Here is a 20882-nt window from a genome sequence, read left to right on the forward strand (position 1 = left end):
CCTCGGTGTTGAGCGCGGCACTGGCTGATTGCCCTCAGTACTACGTGGCCGCCAGATCAGTCCACCTTGGGTGCCGGTCATTGTCAGTCTTGGTCGGTACAACGGATGCAGTTGGATCCGTCCGAAGTACCGGTAACTGAACACGTTCGGCATGTTGGGCAGACATAGCGACTTGGGACTGTGCGCACCCAGCATGGTGAGGCGAGGGCGTCTTGACCCAGGATCCGTTCAATCCAGCCAGGTCCGGTTACATCCGGGTTGCGGATCTCACGCTCAGGCTCGATGAATGGGATTCGGCCCCGGCACTGCCCACATCGCTCGTGTCCCCAACGGGCGTTGCATGACTGGCAGGTCACCAGGAGGATGTCGCCCTCTCGTTGCACCCGCATCGGACTGGCCTCGGTCCCGCACGCTGGGCAGGCTAGGAGCGGTCGCACAGCGGTGTCGGCAGCGGTGACCGCGTTGCTGAGGTTTGCGATCTCACGCGCGAGGTCGCGCTCCCAGCCGGGAGAGTTCGTGCGGGCAGTCAACTGTCGGACAACCTGGCCGAGCTGCTTGAACTCGTCAGAAGTCAAAGGTCGGCGGAGCTGGAGCTGGTCTGGGGCAGGGCGGTGGAAAAGTTGCCCCAGACCTTGTTGTGTGATGTTGGCGTCCATGATGTAGTCGATCAGGCGTCTTGGGATTTTTCCCGTGGGCAGCGTGATCGTGACGGGATAGGCCGTCAGTGCTGACGCCTGGACAGCGATGGCAACCGCTCGGGCCAACCGCTCGAGACTGGTCGTCTCGAGCGGGGACACCGGCACCGCCGTAGTCGACTTGTGGGTGTTAGGCATGTCGAGCCCGGCGGAAGTCAATGGTATGGCCAGCGTGCTCGGCAGGCGACGAACTGAGTCGAACGCGGCGAGGTACACCACAACGGTGGGGCACGTTGCCGCTTCTCGGACCGACTGCCAGCGTTCGGCGACGGTTTCGGGCCCGTCGTCGGGGCCGATGAGGTCCAGCAATGGCACGAATCTCGTGTCCACGCCGTGACTGTGCACAGTGAGCACGCCGGTGCTGTCTCGATCGAGGGTGACTTGCCCCCATGGGCCGAGTACGGCGGCAGGGAGGCCGTCGCCGGGCAGGTGATCGGCGACTGGCTGGTAGCCGAGTCCCCGGAGGGCACGCACTACGAGGCCGAACACGTAGTTGTCAAAAGACCTGTGTCGACGCAGGATGCGGTGGCGACGATCTTCTGGCGTCTCGTGGACCTGCGGGTCCGTTTCGAAGGCGGCCCAGATGAGCCCAGCGGCACGATAGTGCTGATCGTTGTCGATGACGTTGGTTCGCCGGAGGGCCCGTTGACCAGTGCGGCGGCCCCGTATGAGCCGGGCGAGCGTGCTTCCGCGCAGGCTGCTGATCCACGCGGCCAGAGCTTCCAGGGTGCGCAGAGTCTCACCGACCTGGTTCGACGACGTCACAGCGCGTTCCGCGTCGGCGCCCCAGAACGTGTAGAGCCGAGTCCGTCGGAGGTAGGTGCCCTCGTCCTTGGCCCTAGTGAGATCCGCGAGGTCAGCCTGCACTCGGCGCAGGTGATGGATCCGCTGGGCCAGCGCCGTGCTGAGGATCGGGTGGACGAGCTCAGTGACCATGCGGTTCTCGTAGAGGTCGGCGTCGCTTTCGCGGGTGATCGCCATGGCTCGCCGGGGGACTGGTCCGGCGAGCGTCCGGCCGGCCCAGTCCTCGGTGTGTGAGCCGAGACGTTCCAGCGCCCGTCGTGCCGGCCGGCGCACCCTGGAAACCGGCAGCAGCTCGGCTCTTTCGCCGAGACGTGTGACAAAGCGTTCACAGATGCGTGCGATGGACGCGATGTGGGTCTTCAGGTCGCGTTCGCGTTGGTGGAGATCCAGAGTCGCCGGGTTGTGGCCCGCGAGCAGCGCTGTGGCCTCGAGCTCTTGCCAGGACCCCGAACCGACGGCGGCACCGAGTGCCTCAGCCAGCTTGCTCAGGGCGTTGAGGTCGTCGGACTCCGTTTCGTCCCGGGACACAGGTGTGCCGGCGGCCGAGCTGGTGTCGAGCTGGTGGTCGACGCCGACCATCCAGCGCCCGGTCCAGCCGGGTGGTGGTTCACCTGGCGCACCGGAAATGCGGTCGAAGGGTCCGGTCACGAGCCGTAGCCCCTGAGCAGCCGCGACGCCTCGCGACGGATCCGGGTCAGCGTCCTGGCGGGCGGACCGCCGTCCAGGTCCCAACTGAGTTCGATCTCCTCCGCGAGCCGGTTGAGCTCCTCGGGACGAACGCCGAAGCGGTCCTCGAGCTTGCGCACCAGCTTCGTCGCGACCAAGTGGTCGACGGCCTCGGTTGTTGTACCGCCGGCACCGAGTACAACGGGCACGAACGACTCCAACTGGCGTTCCAGCCGGTTTCCCCAGCCCACACCGAGTTTGGCGAAGTTGTCGTGGAGGTTCTCGTCCAGGAACGACTTGACCTCGTCGACGACGCCCCTGAACTCCCTCGCCGCCGCGTCGAACGAACGTTGCAAGGCGCTGAAGGAGACAGGGCGGACGCTACCGGAGTGCTGGGCCGGGAACTCCTTGTGCCGAGCGGGAAGCTCCTGCACGTGTGCTCGGTCGTAGGTCTTGTCAGCGAACGCCACCGTGGTCTCGTCATGGTTCGCGGTGCCGACGAACCAGACGTTGCGCGGCAGAGGAAGCCGGGCCCCTTCGAATTTCGCCGGGAGACCAGGTAGTGCGCTGGTGAGCAGGTCCAGGTAGCCCTTCTCGACGACCGCGTTCTCCAGGATCGACAGCATGGACCCGAAGTACTGCTCGGGATGCGCGAGGTTCATCTCGTCCAGCACGATCACCATCGGTCGATCCGCGTTCGCGGGCAGCAGCGCCCGGTAGAGCGCCTTGGTGAACTCGCTTTCCGCGAAGCGCTTCTCGAAGGCGTTGTAGTAGCCGAAGAGGTCGTCCTTGTCCCGCCATCCTGCCTGGACCTCGACTATCTGGGCGGCGCCCGCTCCGCTCAGAGCCTTGAAGAACTCACGGGGCAGGCTCGTCTTCCCGGTTCCGGAAATTCCCTGCAGGAGGTGGAGCCGGCTTGACGCCAACCCCGCCAGAAACAACCTGACGTCGGTCTCTTCGTAGTAGAAGGCGGGGTCACCGGAAGCCATTCGGCTACGTACTTCTGTCACGAGATCAGCCAGCGAATCGACTGGGTGCGTGGCTGTGGGACGGTTGAGCGCGCTGTCGCGGTCGTAGGCGGAACAAGCGGGGAACGGTTCCTTGGTGGCTTCCTTGGCCTGCAGCTCTGCCCATTGAGCGCGCTGTTGTTCGATTGCCTGGCGCAGGGTCTCCCGTTGAGCGGCGAGTGTGTCGCGTTCGTCGCGCAGCACTTCCAGCTCACCGACACTCATGAGCTGGTAACGCAGGCGCTGGTCGATCGCGTCGTGTTGTTGCCGCCAGTACGCCGCCTGACTCTCCGCCTCTGTCACCTGCGTGGCCCTGGCTCGGAGCTCGGCGATCTCGGCCTCCGGTGGACGGCGGGACATCTCATCCCGCAGCTTTGTCACCTGCGCGACCAACTCGTCCCTCTGGCGGATGAGCGCGTCGGGGTCGTCGCCGTAATGCGCGAGCTCTGCCTGCAGCTCGCGGATCCGTTCGTCCCGCGCCCTCCGGCGTTGGCGTTCGGCTTCGAGATCGTCGCGGAGGTCCGCCACCTGTTCGCGCTCATCGGCGATCTGGACTTCCAGCTGCCTAACCTGCTGCCCGGTCAGCATCGCGTTCTTGACCTCGGCGAACTCGAGATCCGCCTCGACCTTTGCCTCTCGCCGACGGAGATTCGTTTCGCGCGTCGCGAGTTCCTCCGTCAGCGCGACCAGACGTTCGCGTTCGGCGTGCGTCTCCTCGTGTGCGGCGGACAGAACCTCAGCGGCACGCTTCCGTGCTTCCTCGGCAATGTGCAGAGACTCGGCCAGCAGTTCATCGCGGTGTTGTACGGCCGCGCGAGTCAGCTCTTTCAGGTCATCGGCGAATCCTGCCCTTGCGGCAGACCGCTGGATCTCCAGATCGGCTTCGGCACGGGCTGTCGCCATCTCCCGCTCGGCGATCCGTTCAGCGCGCTCGACCAGGGCCTGCCGGTCCGCGGTCAGCGCGTCACGGTCTGCCTGAAGTGCCTTCTCCGTTGCTTCGGCCCGCTCCTTGGCCCTGATCCAGGCGGCTTCGCGAGTCTTCACCTGGATCCAGACGTTCTTCACCCGTGTCGCGGTGAGCTGCTTCTCTTCGGTGATCTTGAGGTCTGCTACTTCGGCCGCGATGTCGTCGGGCACCGAATTCGTGTCATCGAGTCCGGCTTCGACTTCATCGAGCCTCGCGGCATCCTGGTCAGAGCCACGATTCTTGGAACCCTTCGCGGCCATTCAGCTCTCTCCGACTTCGACTAGTTGATTGCACAAGGTGGTGGTCTCGGTGGCCAGTGCTTCGAGGAGGCGCGGCTGCATCGCGCCGTTGGACAGCGACGTCCAGCGGACCGCCAAACGCACCAGCATCACCAATGCGCCGGTATTGACGATGCCCTCGGCCGACGGAGGACTGGCTATCGCGAGCACACCGACGAGTGCGGTCAGACTGCCTGGTGTTGCAGACGCGAGCTGCTGGGCCGTGTTGGAGTCGAGTTCGAGTCGCTCGCTCAGCTCCCCCGCCGTGTCCTCCGACCAAGTGGGTGCGGCGGCGGGATCGATGCCCGCCACGTACCAGCACTGGTCACAGTAACGACGCAACGCGAGCTCGATCCTGCTTAGAACGATCAGAGCGGTCTCGGCGCGCCGGTCATGACGCCACTCCGCCAGGACGTCGTTGAGATCGTCGACCGCGCCCCGAAGCGGGAGACCGCTCCCGCTCTCACCGGAGAAGTGCGGCACCGATGTGAGCCAGCGGGCCACCCACTCCTGCTCAGCGGCTTTCTTGGCAAGGTAGCGACTGAGACTGGGGTGCGGTGTGCCGCGCGTGGTGGTCACCGCGACACCCGTCGGGGTGGCTGCGAGGGGACTCGCGACCAGGCACGGTTCGCCACTGCTCACGATGACCGTCCGGCGGTTCGGGTCGTTGGTGGCCCGGCTGAATCGGGCGAGTTCGAGCATCGACGGTTCGGCTGACTCGTGTGGATCAGGTTTGAGCAGCAGGCAGTTGACACGCACTGGCCGACCCGCTGTTCCGCTCTGGAAAGAGGCACGATTACGACCGATGAACCGAAGCGGGAGTGGTGTTGACTCCAAGCCGGGGTCAGGCCAGAGCTCGTCCGTCGCGACATCGCGGTAGACCCACGCCACCTCGGTGCGACCAGCATGGATCGTCCCGTCTGCGGACGCCCGAAGACGCTGGGTGGTGGCCTGGACGAGCAGATGACGCACCAGGTCGACCGGTAACTGCAGCAGGTCGCTAATGCGACCAGGGGACTCCTCTCCGGCCTGTCGCAGACGTAGTACTGCCTCCAGAAGCACGTCGTGGGCCAGCGTGGTGGTCCTTTCCATCACGACGCGCCATCGAACCGCAGGACTCAGCAGAACATGTTCATTCCTGGGCGACAGGTCAGCGAGCGCGTAGGCGGGCAGATCACGTGGACTTCCGGAGGCCATGCTCACCCCCCGTCAGGTCGTGGAGAGCCGCCAGGGCGGGAACGGCCTCACGTCCCTCGGGCGAGGTGAACATCGCGGCGTCCCCTACCGCCACCAACAGCCGTCGTTGACGGCTCATCGCTACGCACAGACGGTTGGACAGCACCAGGAAGCCGAAGTCGCGGTGGCCGCGTTCGCGCTTATTCGATCGGACGGTCGAAAGGAAGACCACGTCGAATTCCCGGCCCTGGAAAGCGTCGACTGAGCCGATGCGCACCCGCGGAAGCCCTCGATCGGTGTAAAGCCAACTCACGGAAGGGTTCAGCGTGTAGTCGAGCCCTTGGCGGACCGCGAGACCTGCGTCTCGCATTGCCTCCCACAACGCGTTGACCTGTCCTGAGTAGAACGTGATGACCCCGAAGGTGAAGTCGCTCCGGGACTCGCGCAGACCCTCGAAGAGCTGAGTGACGATGACCTGCGCCTCGGCCGGTCGGGCGATGCTCGTGCCCGATCGCTGATCACGGCCTTCGGTCGCCGGCACGTCGAACCAGGCGCAGACGGCGTTTTTGTAGCCAGTGAGGTGGTGGGCGAAGGCGCGTGGATCTTCGATTCCGTTGAAGAGACGTTCCTGGAAAGGAGCGTAGAACTGCTCGCTGATGAAGGTTCCCAGAACCGGATGCGTCCTGAACTGACGGTCGAGTGTGATGACTCGCGGAGTGCCGTCGCGCACCTGGAGCTCCTTGAGCTTGATGAACAGGCGCTCGAAGAGAGATCTGCTCAGCACGGTGTCGACGATCTTGCCGTCATGACGCTTCGACAGCTGGGGCACTAGACCCTCGTCCAACAGCTGCGGCAGTTGGCGGTGGTCACCGACGAGAATGATCCGGCCACTGGCAAGGCTCACCGGGATCATCAGGTCGAGCGGATTGGCCCTGGCGGCCTCGTCCACGATGACCGTGTCGAAGGGGACCGTCTGGGCATCACGCATCCGGCGGGAAGCCGACTGTTGGCACGTCGCGGCGAGCGCACGGGTGTGGTTGCTGATCGACCGGCGGATCGCGTCCGGCTGCGACGCCACGGCATCGCGGAAGTACTCGATCGCCAGGTCGACTGGACTCGTTGACGCGCGCACTTCGCGCTCGGCCGACTGCATTGCGCGGTAAAGCAGGGCTTCGACCTCCGGCATGGTGGCGACAACACTGCCGCGTGCGCGACCGTCCAGGATGCGGTCGAGGACATCGCGCTTGAGCACCGCAAGCTCTGCCGCCGCGACGTCCGGGGCCGAAACACTTCGGGCAGCTCGCTCCAGGCTTTCCCGTTGCGCATCGTTGAGCAGGTCGAAGAACTGCTGAGTGGTATACGCGCGGGCAGCGGTGTTGGGACCGTCGTCGGCATAGCCCTCCGAGCTGGCGCGCAGACGACGGGCGAGCACCATCAGTTCGTCGCTGCGGCGACTCGCGCCTCCTGCGAGGTCGTACTCCAGCTTCCTCGCCAGTCGCCGCGCTTCGCGCGCGACGTCAGCGCCCACCAGGTCGACCTGGTGGGTCAACCAGGTCAGCAGTTCTATCGTGCTCGCGACGTCGAACGGTTGATGCCGGTAAGCGGTGGCACGGTCCTGGAGTTCACGTTGACCGCGGACGAACTCGTTCGGGCGGACACGTTTGTAGCGGTGGTCCAGCCTTGCCGATAGGTCGGCCGTCCACGCCGCCAGGTATGCCTCGTCCTCTTGATCCTCTCCTCGCCCCAGCTTGACCGGAGGGAGAAGGCCGTCGTTCGCTGCGTTGATCAGATTGCCGACGGCGTCGTGCTGGTAGCTCGTCAGCAGCACGCGCTTGTCGAGTGCGGCCGACTTGTCGTGGATTTCGCTCAGACGAGCTTGGATCGCGGTGATGACCCGTGTTTTCCCGGTTCCCGGGGGGCCTTGGATGAGCAGGAGGTCGCGCGAGTTGACGGCCATGTCGATGGCCTGCAGCTGGGCGTTGGTGGGCGTGCCTCCCAGGATTTCGCGCACTCTGGCCGACATCGGTTCGTGGCGTTGCGCCCGGCCGACGTCATCAGGGCGTTGATCACCGAGGATGAGCGCCAGCTGCCGGACAGGGAAGGTTGCACCCGCCGCGACGGCGGCCTGGGCGAAATCCCGCCGGTCTATGCGGACCTTGTCGAGGGTGTACGCACCGGCCAGCCGGCCGCGCTGCGGCAGCGTGCCCCGTTCGTACGGCCGCGCCGGTGCCAAGACAATCGTTCCTTTCGGCGACACGATTGCTTCGCCGATCACGAACGCGCCGGCACTGTGGCCTCCGGTCTCCTGGAACGCGACACCTTCACCTGCCTCGATGCCTACCCGTTCGCGTCCGATGCGTTCGCGGAAGGCGTCTGAACGGTGGTGCTGGACGAGGTCGAACTCCAACCGGTTGTCGGACCGGACCGTGAACCGGTCGTAGTCGGCCCAGCCGATTTCACTGGCCGCCTGCTGTGCCGCCGCCCGCTCCAGCGAGTTGTACTCCTCCCAGATCGCCAGGTAGGCGTTGTCAGCCTTCGAGAGGCGTTCCACCTCTTCGCGTTCCGTTGTCGTGAGCTGGCCGAGACGGGTGGCGTCGACGAAGGAGATCTCGCCCCGCACGAGCATCAGACGGTCCTGGGCGCGGGGTCTCCGGCGAGTCAGTCGTTCGAGGAGGAGCCGGTCGCCGATCAGTCGGACGTCCGCGGTGATGGTGGCACCGACCAGCCGGAAGGCGGTTTGGTTCACAGTGGCGCCCGCGCCGACCGCAATGACCGCGAACGGCTCGCCCCCGTCCAGCCGGATCTGCTCGGTTAGCCATCGGATGACCTTTTCCGGCGTGTCCTTCGACTTCGCGTGCCGTCGAATGTCCTCGACCGCTTGGTCGTCAACGCCGATGCGCCGCCCATCGGGCCAGCGCTCGAACCGGTCATAGGTCAACACCCTCAGAGCCACGTTGGGCTCGGTCGCCACGATCTCGGCGATGTACGCATCTGACGCCACCACCGTCACGAGCCACTCGGCGTCGTCGGAGTCGGGCAGCGCGCAGCTGGCGACCACGTCGCCGGCGGTCAGGACGACACCGAACGGCGAGGACGTGACACGAACGGAACTGCTGGTTCCGAGGGGGAACGAACCGACCGGCCGCAACCACACGGTGCGTTCCTGCGCATGGGGTAGCTCTCTGATCTTCATGCTGTCGGCACCGATCGGAGTGCGATCGTGCGGTCCGGCCTGCCCGGGGTGCTGAGAAGAACTCGGGAGACCTGGTTGCCGACGGGTTTCGCCATCCTGGTCACCCGCTGGCCTGTGGCGTTGGTGATCACCGTTTCGCCGTGCGCTGTCAGTTCGTATCCATCGGTTACCGGGCGCACGGTGAGGATGGCGTCTGCCTCGTCGTAGCGGCCCCACAGATGCCGGGGCAGGACGCTGGTCACGGATTCCGCCACGACCAGCGAGTCCCGGGCGGACAGCATGGTCTCCGGCCTGCCGGGGTAGACGGTCAGCATGGTCGTGGGACCTGTCCTCCCGTTGCACTTGGGGCAGTTGGACATCAACCGGTAGTAGGTCCAGCCACATCCCCGTGGACACTCGATCACGTTGTCCAAAGCGGTGAACAGGACTTCGCGCCAACGACTCGATCCCGGTCGCGACAAGGGCGTGAGACGACCAGCGCCGAACGTCCGCTGACACAGCCGGCGAAGCCGGCCGCTAAGCGCCAACGACAACAGCCCCGCGGGCAAGGAACTCGGCAGGAGTCTGTTCGTGTCGTCGTCGGGATCATCGACGTAGGGGAACTGGCCCAGGTCGATCCCGAGATCGGCGGTCTTGCCCTCGGTTCCGAACGTGGCGGCTCCCATCAACGGATGGGAGAGCACCAGCATGCGGAACACGATGATGCCGAGGCTGTACGCGTCCGCGAGCGTCGTGGGTGGACTGCGCCGCTTGCGTTCGGGAGCGACATACCCTGGAAACCCGACGATGTCCCACGACGGTTCGGTCATCGAGGTGAGGTTGTCTGTGTCGATGAGCCAGGTCGCGTCTCGAGTCAGGTCTTCTGACACCATGACGTTGCCCGGATTCAGATCCACGTAGGCGAGACCTCTGGCGTGCAGTCCCGCCACGGTCGACGCCAAGTTCGCCGAGATGGCCAGACGCCGCCGCAGTCCGCCGGTCGCCAGGTACCAGTCGGCGTCCTCTCGGGGGCCGAACTCCCGGGGAAGGTACGGGTTGCGGAGCGGCTTCATCTCGTTGGCGAGCCGCATCACGTAGCCCGCTCCGCCGTTCCTCACCAGGGTGATGGGCGAGGCGACGGCCAGCCCGTCCAGCGGGAGCCTTCTGACCCGCTCGATGCGCTCCAGATCCTGTGGACGGGTCAGCAGCTTGATCGCGAAGTCCGGATAACTCGCCACCCGGTAGACAGTCCCCTGGGCGCCCTCGGCGATCTTCTTCCCGAGAAGGAACTCGACTCCCGCGTCGTCGGTGACTCGGGTTCCGTCAGAAGGCGTCGTCACTCTGCAGCCTGAGGATCGACTCTTCGCGGTCGCTGGTTGGGCTCACATCGGGAACGAACTCGCTCAAGGTGACCTGTGAGACGGTCGTTGTCACGAAACGGAGGAACTTGCGGATCTCCGTTGCCTCGCTCGCCTCGTGCGGCTTGTCACCGCTGAACTTCGCGAGTAGCTCAAGGTCGGCGTCGGCCCCGATCGCCAAGGCGAAACGGGTCGCCTTACCTCCCCGCTCGCTCGTGAGGAGGGCGTCGAGTTCCTGCTTCCAGTCCCGGTCGGTTGGAATTCCGTCCGAGACGAGCGCGATCGTTGGCCGGTACGCCCTCGAAGGGAGCGCTTCGCGATCCTCGATCAGTTCTCGCGTCAGCTTCAACGCCTCGCCGAGCGGTGTCCGGCCGTTGGCTCGCAATGAGCTGAACTCGACATCCGCTATGGGTTTGTGTGCGACAACGACGTTCGCTGACTCTCCACCGAAGGTGATGATACTGAGGGTGATGGATCCGTGGCCGGCGTCCACTTCGGTGAGTTCTTCGATCATCTCGGTGACGCTGTTGTTCAGGATTTCTATTTTATCGTCTTCGCGCATGCTGCCGCTGGTGTCCAAGAGGAGGACGACAGGAAGCGTGCGGGCTGGAATCGGTGCGAATGAATCAAGCAGTGACATTTTCCTGGTTTCTCTCGTCAGCCTACTCTGGAAGCCACGGCGGAGTGGTGAGGTCCGGAGCGTAGAGACCGCGCGCCCGTTTGCGTCCTGACGGCCGAATTCGCATCGTGTCGCGCGCGATGCTGAGCTGCTCGTCCCTCTGCAGCGTCTGGAGCACAGCGGGGATCAGACCGGCCATGTCGCCGGTGGAGCGAACGATCTTCGTGCCGTTTTTGGAACCGAGCTCCTCGGCCTGGAGCTTGCCCGCGTTGTTGGTCAGTCGCAGGTGGTCGCGGCTGACCAGGTTGGCGTGCTGCTCGTCGAGCAGACCTCGCACGTCGTACCTGTCGAGCCGTCTGCCACGTCCGATCGTGAGTGTCGTGTCCTCGGCGATCGGAATCCGATCGGTGATGTGGCCATCTAGGAGGACAACGACTTCGCGGGTGTTTGCGCGGAGGCCGACACGTTTGGCTGCTTCTCCGCACTCGGGGCAGCAGACCCGTCCATCCTGGTAGAGCGGGTCATCGCCGATGAGCGCGACCGCACCCCACTTGCATTTCTGATTGGCGCACGACCATTCGCTTAGCAGTGCGTTGCGGGCTTCGGGGCTGGTGATTCCCTTGGGTTTGAGGTTGGCTTCCTCGATGCGCCACGAGACCTCGTAGTCAGGAATGGGTGAGTAGTCGAGTTGTGTGAAGCGCACGTTACGGCCCTCGAAAGCCGGGGCGTGGAAGCGCTGACTTCCCTGGAGCCAGGGGTGTTCGCGGCGGTGGTCACGGTAAAGGTCGGTGGTGATGACGGCGGCCTGCGGGTACTTTTCAGCAAGTTCGATGATCTCGGGGTCTGCCCACGTCGTCGATCGCGCTTTCTGATCTCGCTGCCACCGTCGGAGACTGTTCTTTCCGTAGTCGTCCATGGCGTGCCAGAGGCTGTTGTCCGCTACTCCGTAGAAAACGGCGTGAGCGTCTCGTTGCTCACGCCATCCTTTTACCACGAGCTCGACATGACGCCAGTCATTCCCGCCGTTGAGGCGCACGACAGGAGAGAGATCGATGATGACTGTTGGTAATTTCATGCCCGCCCCAGGGTTCCTTGTGCCGCCAGATCGGAGGATAGCGTGTCTGGACGCTCGTTGTCCGGCATTGGTCGCAAGTCGAGGGCGCCTCTCAATTGCCTGTCCGTCTGGGGGCATGGGAAATCGTCATGTTGAGCAACACTCCAGCGTTGGCGAGCCCTGCTGCGGCTTTGGTCTGGTCGACATCGTGGTCTGCCTCCGCGAGTCACCAGATCGATCAACGGCCGGAACATGCGGCTGGCAGTCCCTAGGGGCGATGCTTGAACCGTGGTGCTGCGACCAAGGATGCTGAGAGTGAGACCAGTGCGACGAGCACCCTGGGTATACCAAGAGAGGAGGAGTGCTGATGCCGCAGTGACTTCATGGTGTCCGTGCCATCTTCTAACAGGGCGTCGTCGTGAGATGCCCAGGCCCGAGCCAGCTCGACTTCTGTGCAGTGCATCGACGTTCGACACGCCGTGGCGTCGAGATCGGGATCGCACCACAGCGGTCCGCTCACCTCAGCGGGGATCGGTGTTCCACCTGTCAGGGCTTCGATACCGTGCACCTCGTACTGATCGTTCAAGGCCGCGTATTCGTTTCAGCAGATGGCTGACGGCTTCGGCCAGGTACGTGCCGGGATACTGATTACCACCCGAGACCGCACCTCCCGGCTGCGGATCGTCTGATCGGTGTGGAGTCTGAAGTCGATCTGTGGGGAGTCATCCAGTCGCTCGTCGGACTGGATCGCTTGGGTCAGCGTCCTGGCGCATCTTGATTCGTTGCGGTCAAAGCCCTTGAAGTTGAGCGACCATGGCATGGTCACCCACCATTGGTTCTTTTCGGGCGAACGGCTGACGGTGGGAGTGGGAGTCAAATGGGAGGATCCATTGTGCGCCAACGGTGTTGGACTGTGTTGAACGGCAGTCAACGGCACCGGTGCCACCTGCAGTTTCAGTGTTTCGGCTGGCCGTGCACTTGATCGGGCGGCCCTGGGGGTCAAGGGGTCGCAGGTTCAAATCCTGTCGTCCCGACGGCCAAGAGGGCTTTCGCAGGTCAGACACTGCGGAAGCTCTCTTTTTATGATCTTGCCGAGTTCTGCCATGGCGAGCACGACGCTCATCGACCCCTTTACTCCGGTAGTTGTGCCTGTATTTCGTTGTCTTTCGCGCGGGCTCGGCGGGCAGGACGAGGCATCTTCATCCGATAAGAAAAGCCATGGACCCCTTTACCGGCCACGTGGCAGCAGTCAAGGGGGCACGCCCTGCAGCCGCATGACGTTCATAGGGAGAGTCAGGCGGTGGCTGACCTGTGCCGTTCGGTGGGTTGGGATTAGGGCCGACAGTTTCTTGGACCGGACCGGACCGGACCGGATGATCATGATGGCCCGCTTCGCGGCGACTCGCATGCATGTCGTACTGAGCCGTGTCGCCGATCCGAAAGGTGGACACGAACTTCGGAACCTCCTTGAGGCGCATGGCCTGTTCAGTCGCGATTCCGGTTCCTGTCGACCAGTCGTTGCCGTGGACTCAAGCGGTTCGCGATGCTCATTGGTTTGGTCGTGAACCCGCCATATCAGGATTACGTGATTGAGCTGCATGGCGCAGCACGGTCCGTTACTCTCTGCTCGCGTTGAGTAAGAGGTGACCCTGGGGGACACATGATCGATCCTGAGCAGCTGCTCAGCCAGTACGAAGGCAAGCTCGCGCAGGCGCAGGCCAAGAGTGATGCCATCCGCGAGAACCTCGCCCACCTGCAGGTTACGGAGCGCAGTCCTGACGGGCAGATCACGGTGACGGTGAATGACGCAGGCAACCTGGTCGCATTGCAGCTTGGCCAGGCGTTGCAGCGCAAGGACGGTGCAGCCGTCGCACAGGACGTCATGCGCACCCTGCAGGCGGCGCAGAGCCGTATTGCGAGCGTTGTCCAGGAGTCGATGGCACCGCTGCTGGGTGCCGACTCCGAGACCATGCACTTGATGATGGACAAGCTGCGCAGCGCGCAGCCACCGCCTCCTCCGCAGCAGTACGTGCCGGGAAACGGAGGTTGGGGTCCGACAGAGCCCCGCTTGGGCTCCATTGAGGACGACACGCCACCACCGCCGCGGCCGCAGCAGGCTCCTCGTCCGTCGCAGCATCGTCCGATCGATGACGACGACTTTGGCAACGGGAGCATCCTGCGATGAATTACCGCATCGATCTCGCCGAGATGGACGCTCACGCCAAGCGTGTGGACGAGATCGGCGGGCGCATCGGCACCGCCATCGGAGCGGGCAACGCGGCCTCGAACCCCGAGGCGTTCGGCCTGCTCGGAATTCCGCTCGCAGCCCTCTGCTCGGCCGCGCAGCACATGGCGATGAACACCCTCAACGACGCCGCCGAGGCCGCGCTCGACCACCACAAGCGGGTCAAGGCATGGCGTGAGGACGTCAAGAACAACGAGGAAGAGCAGACCAGCCGCTTCAAGACGGGCGATTCATGAGCACTCCGAGCATTGGGCCTGCTCCGGCCCCCGCCGAGAACCCGTTGATCCGCAAAGGCCAGGACACCCCGAAGACCGAGGGTGCCGGGCTGTTCCACGATGTGACCGAGGCCGTGAGCGGCTTCTCCGATGGCAACTGGGCCGAGGGCCTGCTCAACCTCGCCAGCGCGGCAGGTGACATCGGCAAGATGCTGACCGATCCGCTGGCATACCTGTTCAGCGCGGGCTTCGGCTGGATGTTCGAGCACATCAGCTTCCTCAAGGAACCGCTCGACTGGCTGACTGGTGACCAGCAGACCCTCGACGGCATGGCGCAGACGTGGTCGTCGGTGTCGAGCTATCTCGACGAGATCTCCACCGACCTCAAGAACGCCGTCAACAGCGACGCCGGGCAATGGGTGGGCAGGGACTCGGCGAAGTACCGCGAGTTCGGTGCTGACCGTGCGGACACCTACGGTGCCGTCGGCACGGCGGCGCGTGGGATGTCGATCCTGATCACGATCTGCAAGACGATCCTCAAGGTGGTCCGCGACATCGTGCGCGACCTGATCACCGAGGCGATCGGCAAGCTGATCAGCATCTGCATCCGCTGGGCGCCCGCCATGGCGGCGCTGGGCGCGGGTATCGCCGGCGCCGTCGCTGAAGGTGTCCCCGTCGCGGTGCGCTACGCGCAGAAGTGCATCGAGTGGTGCCGCAAGCTCACCAGCGCGTTCGGCAAGGCGGGCGGTCTGTTCAAGAAGCTCGACGACGTCCTCGCCAACGCCAGCGTCAACCTCGCCAAGCGCGGCGACGACTTCGTGACCGTGCTGAAGCGGGGAGCGGACGCGGACATCGCGCGGGCGATGAAGGACTTCAACGTCGGCGCCATGCTCAGGGACGCGGGAGCCGGCGCGAAGAAGGTCGTCGTTGATGGCGTCACAGGCCTGCCGAAGGACATCGGCCCCGCCATGGCCGAAGAGTTTCGCAAGGAAGGTGCGAAGATCGTCGACAACCGAGGCTGGAAGGACTGGCGCGAGCTGAAAGCAGACCAGGAGAAAGAGGAGCGCGGCGGGTGAACGCCGTTCGGCGCGTCCTCGTCGCCTTGATCGTTCCGCTGCTGGGCTACCTGCTCGGCGCCACGATCTTCAACCACTTCTGGAACCAGGTCGAACCAGGCGACCTGGCGAAAGCCGATCTGGTGGCCACGGCGAAGTCCTGCGAACGCCGCGGCCCGGTGGCATTGCGGGGCTTCGGCTTCTACTACGAGTGCCGGGCCGAGGTCCGGGTCAGGACCAGCGGAGAGACGTACACGTCGACCGTGACGGGGTGGCTCACGCCCGAGGACATCGGCGAGCAGTACGCCGTCCACACCGTGCGGCACGGTAGGCCGTTGCAGCCGGACGTGCGGTCGCAGGGTCAGGCTTTCCTGGGTTGGTTGTGCACCTTCGCCTTCGCGATCGCGTTCCTCTTCCTGAACGTCTGGATCGCACGTCACGTGTGGCCCGATGCTCCTCGACGCAAGCGCCGCATGCCGATCAGATACGAGCCGCCTCAGCCGTGAGCAGTCACGTCGGGTCGATGCGGACGGCAGCGCTAAGCGTTTGTCAGGTGACCGAAGCAAAGCCGCGAGACCGTTTCTCGTCACTCAGGCGGCTGCTGCTCGCCGACCAGCTGGCTCCGAGTTTGCTCGTCCACAGGACCCCACGAACTGAGTAGCTGCCAGGGTGACCGATCTGCGTGCGGAGCTGGACACTCAGTGGCCGTTTCCGGTGTTGTCCTCGGCGAGAGGTGTCGCGCGAAAGCTCGAATCGTCACCCATGTGGAAGAACAGGTGTCCGGAAAGTGTGCCATCCAGGGCCAGAGCGGCCCAGCCTCGCCCGCTTACCTGATCGCCCTCGTCATCCCCATCCCAGCTGAACTCGACGAACGGTTGGCCGTCACGTTCCGCCCACCGGCAGTCCATCTGCCCGGTTACGGCTATGAAGCCGAAACGGCCTGTTCCGTCATTGGTGAACTCGATGAATCCAGGTCTCACGAGGTCGATGGCTTCCTGATCCCACATCTCCATCTCAACGATCCGCCACCGCTCGACTGGCCTCTTCACGAGCTCCTCCTGTTCTTGAGTGGCTGTCGGGATGACTTGTGCTCGACAACGTTGCAACGTGCTGGCTCTTCCAGCGTGTGCAGCACGTACCCGCCCGAGCGCCGCCCGTAGTCGGGAGAGGTAGCTGTCGGCCGACACCATGCGGTTCACGTCGAGTAGCAGTGCGGCGAGCATGGTGCGCACCCGTGCGTGCCTGAGCAGGACCGGCTGACCGGCCACTGTCACGCCTACCTCCCGAGCAGCTGAAATCGCGCTCTCACGATGTTGTGCCTCCCCCGCCGATGTGCCTACAGACTCATGCCAGGTCCGTGCAAGGTCCGTGCAAGGTCTGGTGGGCACTGTCTCCCCTCGGAGCTGTGGACGTCTGAGGGGGACGCCCAGTGGGCCTGGGGGATGAGATGCACAGAGAAAGCAGATGTGTCGTTGCCGCGAGCCGTTGGCTGGTGGCCGTTCGCGGACGACCCGTCGTCGTTGCCATCGCCGGCGCGGGACCGCGAGGTGCCCTGGAAGTAAACCGGCGACGGCGTCTCGGCAATCGATCAGCGCGGGCAGTCCAGCGGTGCGGAGCCACTCGACTGCGGGGCGCCTCGCCCAAGATCTCGGACTGGCCGATTGTGGACTACTGGGGGACACGATGAAGAGACCGATGCTGCGGGCGGCCGTTCAGGTCGTGCTCGCCTTGCTGCTCGCGACACTGGTCCCACCGTTGGCGGCCGCGGAGGTCCGGAGCCCGGCCGCGGCGGCGCAGCGCTCACCTGACGAGCTGCTCGGCCAGGGGTGGCAGGGATCTCGTGACCGGATGTGGACGACCACCGGTGACGCGACCGGGTTTCACGTCCTCGTCGCCGAGGCCAGTACCGGTTACGCCTGGCGCACCGCCGCCACGCTGACCAGGCCGGGCGTCGAAGCCGACCAGTGGATCGGCAACGCGTGTGCGACCGTGTCCGGGCGGAACCTCGTCGTTGTGTACGCGCCGCGGTCCTTCACCAACAAGGCGGACCTCTTCGACCGGGGTGGCTTCACCTCGGTCGTCGACCTCATTACGGGCCGGACGCGGCACCTCGCCGTGCGGACCTCGCTCGCCTACTTCAACCCCGGTTGTGGTCATGGTGAGTCCGCTGTGCTGACCCAGGGAGGGGATGAGGACCTGGGCAAAACCGGGCTGATCACGGTCGACGCCGCGACCGGCGCACTGACCAAGCGCATCGAGGTGCCCGGCCAGCTCACCTCGGCGGTGCCGACGAGCGAGGGGATCGTCGGCGCTGACCGCGACGCCGTCGTCCGGGTGGCGCGCGATGGGGTGCGAACCGTGCTCGCGGACAGCGCCGGTGTGCCGTTCGGGCTCATGACGGACCACGCGGGCGGTCTGGTGTTCATGGACCGGACCTCAGACGAGGTGCGGGTGCGCCGAGCTGCGGCGGTCGGCAAACCGGGGACGAAACCCGCCGTCGCGATGCTCGCCAGGGGCAAGTCCGGCGAGCTCGGCGTCACGGCCACTGCGGACCGCAAGGTCGTCATCACCGGCACGGCGGTGGAGACGAAGCAGCTGCCGCAGTCAGTGGTGAAATCGGATGTGCCGGTGCACGCCCAGCCGTCCACCACGGGCGAGGCCGTGGTGACCGCCGTGGCACCGGCCCGCACAGCGGATCCCCGGCTGCGGGCGGTCGATCCGGCCGAGCCACAGCCCGTGCGGATCGAGGGCAAGAGCGTCAAGACCGGCAAGGCGCTGACGTTCGACGTCATCCCGGAGAGTTCGGCAGGTCCGGAAGCTGCCGCACCCGCCACTGCCGGCGAGATGTCGGCCCAGGACCGTCCCGACGACGCCGGCCGGTACTGCGCGGTGCCTCGCAACGACCCGAAAACCCAGGTGTACCAGCCGAAGCCCAAGCAGGTGGAGTGGGCCGCGAACATGGCGGTCAAGGGACACCTGACCGTGCAGCGACCGGCGAACTGGCGGAGCAACGGCCTCGGCGCCTACACGCCGCAGGGCATGTTCCCGCCGATCCCGTTGAAGAACACCACGAACGGCCAGGTTCCCGCGCAGATCCTGCTCGGCATCCTCGGCCAGGAGTCCAACCTGTGGCAGGCGACGAGGCTCGCCTATCCCGGTGAGACCGGCAACCCGTTGGTCGGCAACTACTACGGCACCGACATCTACAACAAGCTGCCCAACGGCGCGCCGGACACCTCGGACGACTGGGACATCCGGTGGAACAAGGCGGACTGCGGCTACGGGGTCTCGCAGATGACCGACGGCATGCGCCTCGCGGGCCACGAGAAGCCCGGCGAGACGTCGTTGCCGTGGCACCAGCAGAAGGCGATCGCGACCGACTACACGGCGAACCTGGCCGCCGGACTGCAGGTGCTGCAAAAGAAGTGGAACGAGTTGCAGGACGCGGGCATCAAGGTCAACAACAACGATCCGGCCCGGATCGAGAACTGGTTTCTCGCGACGTGGGCGTACAACTCCGGCTACCACAGGCCGGGCGAGCCGAACTCGGCAGGCGCACACGGGCTTGGCTGGCTGAACAACCCGGCGAACCCGAAGTACAACCCGTGGCGGGAGAACTTCGGCAAGTACCCGACCGACTTCGCCAAGCCGCAGGGCTGGCCGTACCCGGAGAAGGTGCTCGGCTTCGCGTCGTTCCCGCCCTCCGGGTTCGAGGCGCCCGGTGTCGAGGCGCCGTTCTTCCGGGCCGCATGGTGGAACTCCGACGACGCCCGTACGGCGGCACGGCCGAAGACGAACACGTTCTGCAACAGCAACGCCAACGACTGCTGGTTCGGCAACAACTCGCACGTACCGGACTACCCGGGCGATCCCGGCACCGGCGCCGGCAACGTCGTCGGCGAACCCGCCGGGCCGTGTGCGCACAAGAACGGCCCGTACTACGACCTGAAGTGCTGGTGGCACGATTCGGTGACGTGGAAGGAGAACTGCGCGCGAGACTGCGGCAACGAGTTCATCCGCTACGACTACCCGCAGTACGCCGCGGAGCCCGATAACGGCACCAGCTTCCCGCCGAACTGCACCACCGCAGGGCTGCCCTCCGGGGCGCTGGTCATCGACGACGTCGGCGGCGACGTACCCGCGGTGCGCGGACCGTGCGCACGTCCGGCGAACGCGGGGTCGTTCGATCTCGGCTTCGGCTCGGACTCCGCACGGATCGACCTGCACCAGCTCGGCGGCGGGTTCGGTGCGCACTTCTGGTTCTCCCACACCAACAAGACCGACACGCCGCTGGCCACCCGGCTGAACGTCACCGGCACGTGGACGCTCGACCGGGCCGTCAACGGCTGGGCCCGGGTGCTCGTGCACATCCCGGACCACGCGGCGCACACCCGGCAGGCGCGGTACGAGATCGACCTCGGCAACGGCGGAAAGCGGTTCCGCACGGTGCCGACGCGGGTGCTCGCGCACAAGTGGGTGTCGCTGGGTTCCTTCCCGTTCGCGGGCACGCCGAAGGTGCGGTTGAGCAACCAGACCGCGGACGGGGCCGGCGTGGAGGACGTGGCCTGGGACGCGATCGCGGTGGTGCCGTTGCCCGGAAAGCCCCAGCACATCATCGCGTCGCTCGGTGACTCCTATGCCTCCGGCGAGGGTGCCTCGGCGCCGCACGGCGTGGACTACTACCGGGAAACCGACGTCGACGGCAAGGGTGGCGAGTGGCGATCGGCCTGCCACCGCTCCACGAAGTCGTGGTCGCGCACGATGACGCTCGCCGGCTCCGCGACACCAGTCGGCGTGCGGGCGGACAACCTCGATCCGGCGGTGGACCACCGCATGGTGGCGTGCTCCGGCGCGCGCACCAAGAACCTGTTGTCCGCCGACGGACCCACTGACGCCTGGGGCCAGAAGGGCGAGTCGTCCTACCACGAAGTCGCGCAGCTGGACTCCGGCTGGGTGGACGCGGACACCACGCTGGTGACGCTGTCCGTCGGTGGCAACGACGCGCGGTTCGTGGACGTGCTCAAGCACTGCATGTACGGCTCGGGCGCGCAGGATTGCCAGCACACCACGATGGGCAATGATCCGGAGCCGCTGGGCACATACCAGCCCAAGGTGATCGCGGACCAGGTGCGCCGGTCGGTCGAGACCGTGCTGGAGCAGATCAGGCAGAAGGCGTCCAGCGCGAAGATCGTGCTCACCGGCTATCCGTTGCTGTTCTCCAAGACCGACGTTTGCATCGTCGGCATCGGCAACGAGGAGTCGCTCTGGCTCAACGACATGGGCCGAAAGCTGAACGAGCAGTTGGAGGCCGCGGTGCGCAATTCGGTGGGCCGCGGCGTCAACGTGAAGTTCAGCAATCCGCAGCAGGACTTCACGGGCAAGGGGGTGTGCGGCCAGCCGGAGAACATCCACGGCATCGTCACCGACCTCACGCCCGGCGACAACCCGGCGTTCGAGTACTGGCCGGGCAAGGGAATCGTGTCCGCGCAGGGGATGCACCCCAAGATCGAAGGCGCGGCGCTCTACGCGCAGATCGTCACCCGCACACTGCGCGAGTTCGGTATCTGACTG

14 protein-coding genes are annotated in these 20882 nt (G+C 65.4%); 6 read left to right on the forward strand and 8 right to left on the reverse strand.

The window, feature by feature from the left end; genetic code table 11:
• Window positions 1-83: 83 nt before the first annotated feature.
• Window positions 84-2147, reverse strand: coding sequence for a hypothetical protein (locus tag BLR21_RS37710; RefSeq protein ID WP_143028054.1), 2064 nt, complete (start codon window positions 2145-2147; stop codon window positions 84-86).
• On the reverse strand, window positions 2144-3700 hold the full coding sequence (locus BLR21_RS37715) for an AAA family ATPase (protein ID WP_176929973.1): 1557 nt from the start codon (window positions 3698-3700) through the stop codon (window positions 2144-2146). The genes BLR21_RS37710 and BLR21_RS37715 overlap by 4 nt, the downstream gene beginning before the upstream one ends.
• Between BLR21_RS37715 and BLR21_RS42920 the strand changes: the two genes are divergently transcribed.
• Window positions 3662-4423: a hypothetical protein gene (locus BLR21_RS42920; RefSeq protein ID WP_176929974.1), complete on the forward strand. Its 762-nt coding sequence runs from the start codon at window positions 3662-3664 to the stop codon at window positions 4421-4423. The genes BLR21_RS37715 and BLR21_RS42920 overlap by 39 nt on opposite strands.
• On the opposite strand, the gene BLR21_RS42045 is transcribed toward BLR21_RS42920, so the two are convergent.
• The 5 genes from BLR21_RS42045 to BLR21_RS37740 are packed head-to-tail and all read right to left on the reverse strand — an operon-like array spanning window position 4400 to window position 11817.
• Window positions 4400-5614: a hypothetical protein gene (locus BLR21_RS42045; protein ID WP_143028055.1), complete on the reverse strand. Its 1215-nt coding sequence runs from the start codon at window positions 5612-5614 to the stop codon at window positions 4400-4402. The two genes, BLR21_RS42920 and BLR21_RS42045, sit on opposite strands and share 24 nt — an antisense overlap.
• On the reverse strand, window positions 5592-8786 hold the full coding sequence (locus tag BLR21_RS37725) for a DEAD/DEAH box helicase (RefSeq protein ID WP_176929975.1): 3195 nt from the start codon (window positions 8784-8786) through the stop codon (window positions 5592-5594). Before BLR21_RS37725 ends, BLR21_RS42045 begins: the two co-directional genes overlap by 23 nt.
• Entirely contained in the window at window positions 8783-10105 is a 1323-nt protein-coding gene (locus tag BLR21_RS37730) for a protein kinase domain-containing protein (RefSeq protein ID WP_090014304.1), read from the reverse strand. The genes BLR21_RS37725 and BLR21_RS37730 overlap by 4 nt, the downstream gene beginning before the upstream one ends.
• Window positions 10089-10763, reverse strand: coding sequence for a vWA domain-containing protein (locus BLR21_RS37735; protein ID WP_090014306.1), 675 nt, complete (start codon window positions 10761-10763; stop codon window positions 10089-10091). Before BLR21_RS37735 ends, BLR21_RS37730 begins: the two co-directional genes overlap by 17 nt.
• Window positions 10764-10785: 22 nt before the next feature.
• A complete protein-coding gene (locus tag BLR21_RS37740; protein WP_143028056.1) occupies window positions 10786-11817 on the reverse strand; it encodes an FHA domain-containing protein in 1032 nt (343 codons plus the stop codon).
• Between the two features lie 1639 nt (window positions 11818-13456).
• On the opposite strand from BLR21_RS37740, the gene BLR21_RS37745 reads away from it, so the two are divergent.
• From BLR21_RS37745 to BLR21_RS37760, 4 genes are read left to right on the forward strand one after another with little or no spacing between them, the layout of a single operon-like run.
• Window positions 13457-13981: a YbaB/EbfC family nucleoid-associated protein gene (locus BLR21_RS37745; RefSeq protein WP_090014310.1), complete on the forward strand. Its 525-nt coding sequence runs from the start codon at window positions 13457-13459 to the stop codon at window positions 13979-13981.
• Complete coding sequence (locus BLR21_RS37750; protein WP_090014312.1) at window positions 13978-14277, forward strand: hypothetical protein; 300 nt, start codon at window positions 13978-13980, stop codon at window positions 14275-14277. The genes BLR21_RS37745 and BLR21_RS37750 overlap by 4 nt, the downstream gene beginning before the upstream one ends.
• A complete protein-coding gene (locus BLR21_RS37755) occupies window positions 14274-15332 on the forward strand; it encodes a hypothetical protein (protein WP_143028057.1) in 1059 nt (352 codons plus the stop codon). Before BLR21_RS37750 ends, BLR21_RS37755 begins: the two co-directional genes overlap by 4 nt.
• Window positions 15329-15817 carry a DUF6346 domain-containing protein gene (locus tag BLR21_RS37760; protein ID WP_090014315.1) on the forward strand — a complete coding sequence of 163 codons (489 nt, stop codon included), beginning with the start codon at window positions 15329-15331 and terminating at the stop codon, window positions 15815-15817. The genes BLR21_RS37755 and BLR21_RS37760 overlap by 4 nt, the downstream gene beginning before the upstream one ends.
• Before the next feature lie 192 nt (window positions 15818-16009).
• Here the strand turns inward: BLR21_RS37760 and BLR21_RS44245 are convergent, their stop codons facing one another.
• Complete coding sequence (locus BLR21_RS44245) at window positions 16010-16534, reverse strand: hypothetical protein (protein ID WP_256335192.1); 525 nt, start codon at window positions 16532-16534, stop codon at window positions 16010-16012.
• Between the two features lie 460 nt (window positions 16535-16994).
• Here BLR21_RS44245 and BLR21_RS37770 point away from each other — a divergent pair, with 460 nt between their 5' ends.
• Window positions 16995-20879, forward strand: a complete 3885-nt coding sequence (locus tag BLR21_RS37770; protein ID WP_176929976.1) for a golvesin C-terminal-like domain-containing protein — start codon at window positions 16995-16997, stop codon at window positions 20877-20879.
• The last annotated feature ends 3 nt before the right edge of the window (window positions 20880-20882 follow it).

Origin of the sequence: Lentzea albidocapillata subsp. violacea (assembly GCF_900100275.1) — a bacterium.
Lineage (GTDB): Bacteria > Actinomycetota > Actinomycetes > Mycobacteriales > Pseudonocardiaceae > Lentzea > Lentzea violacea.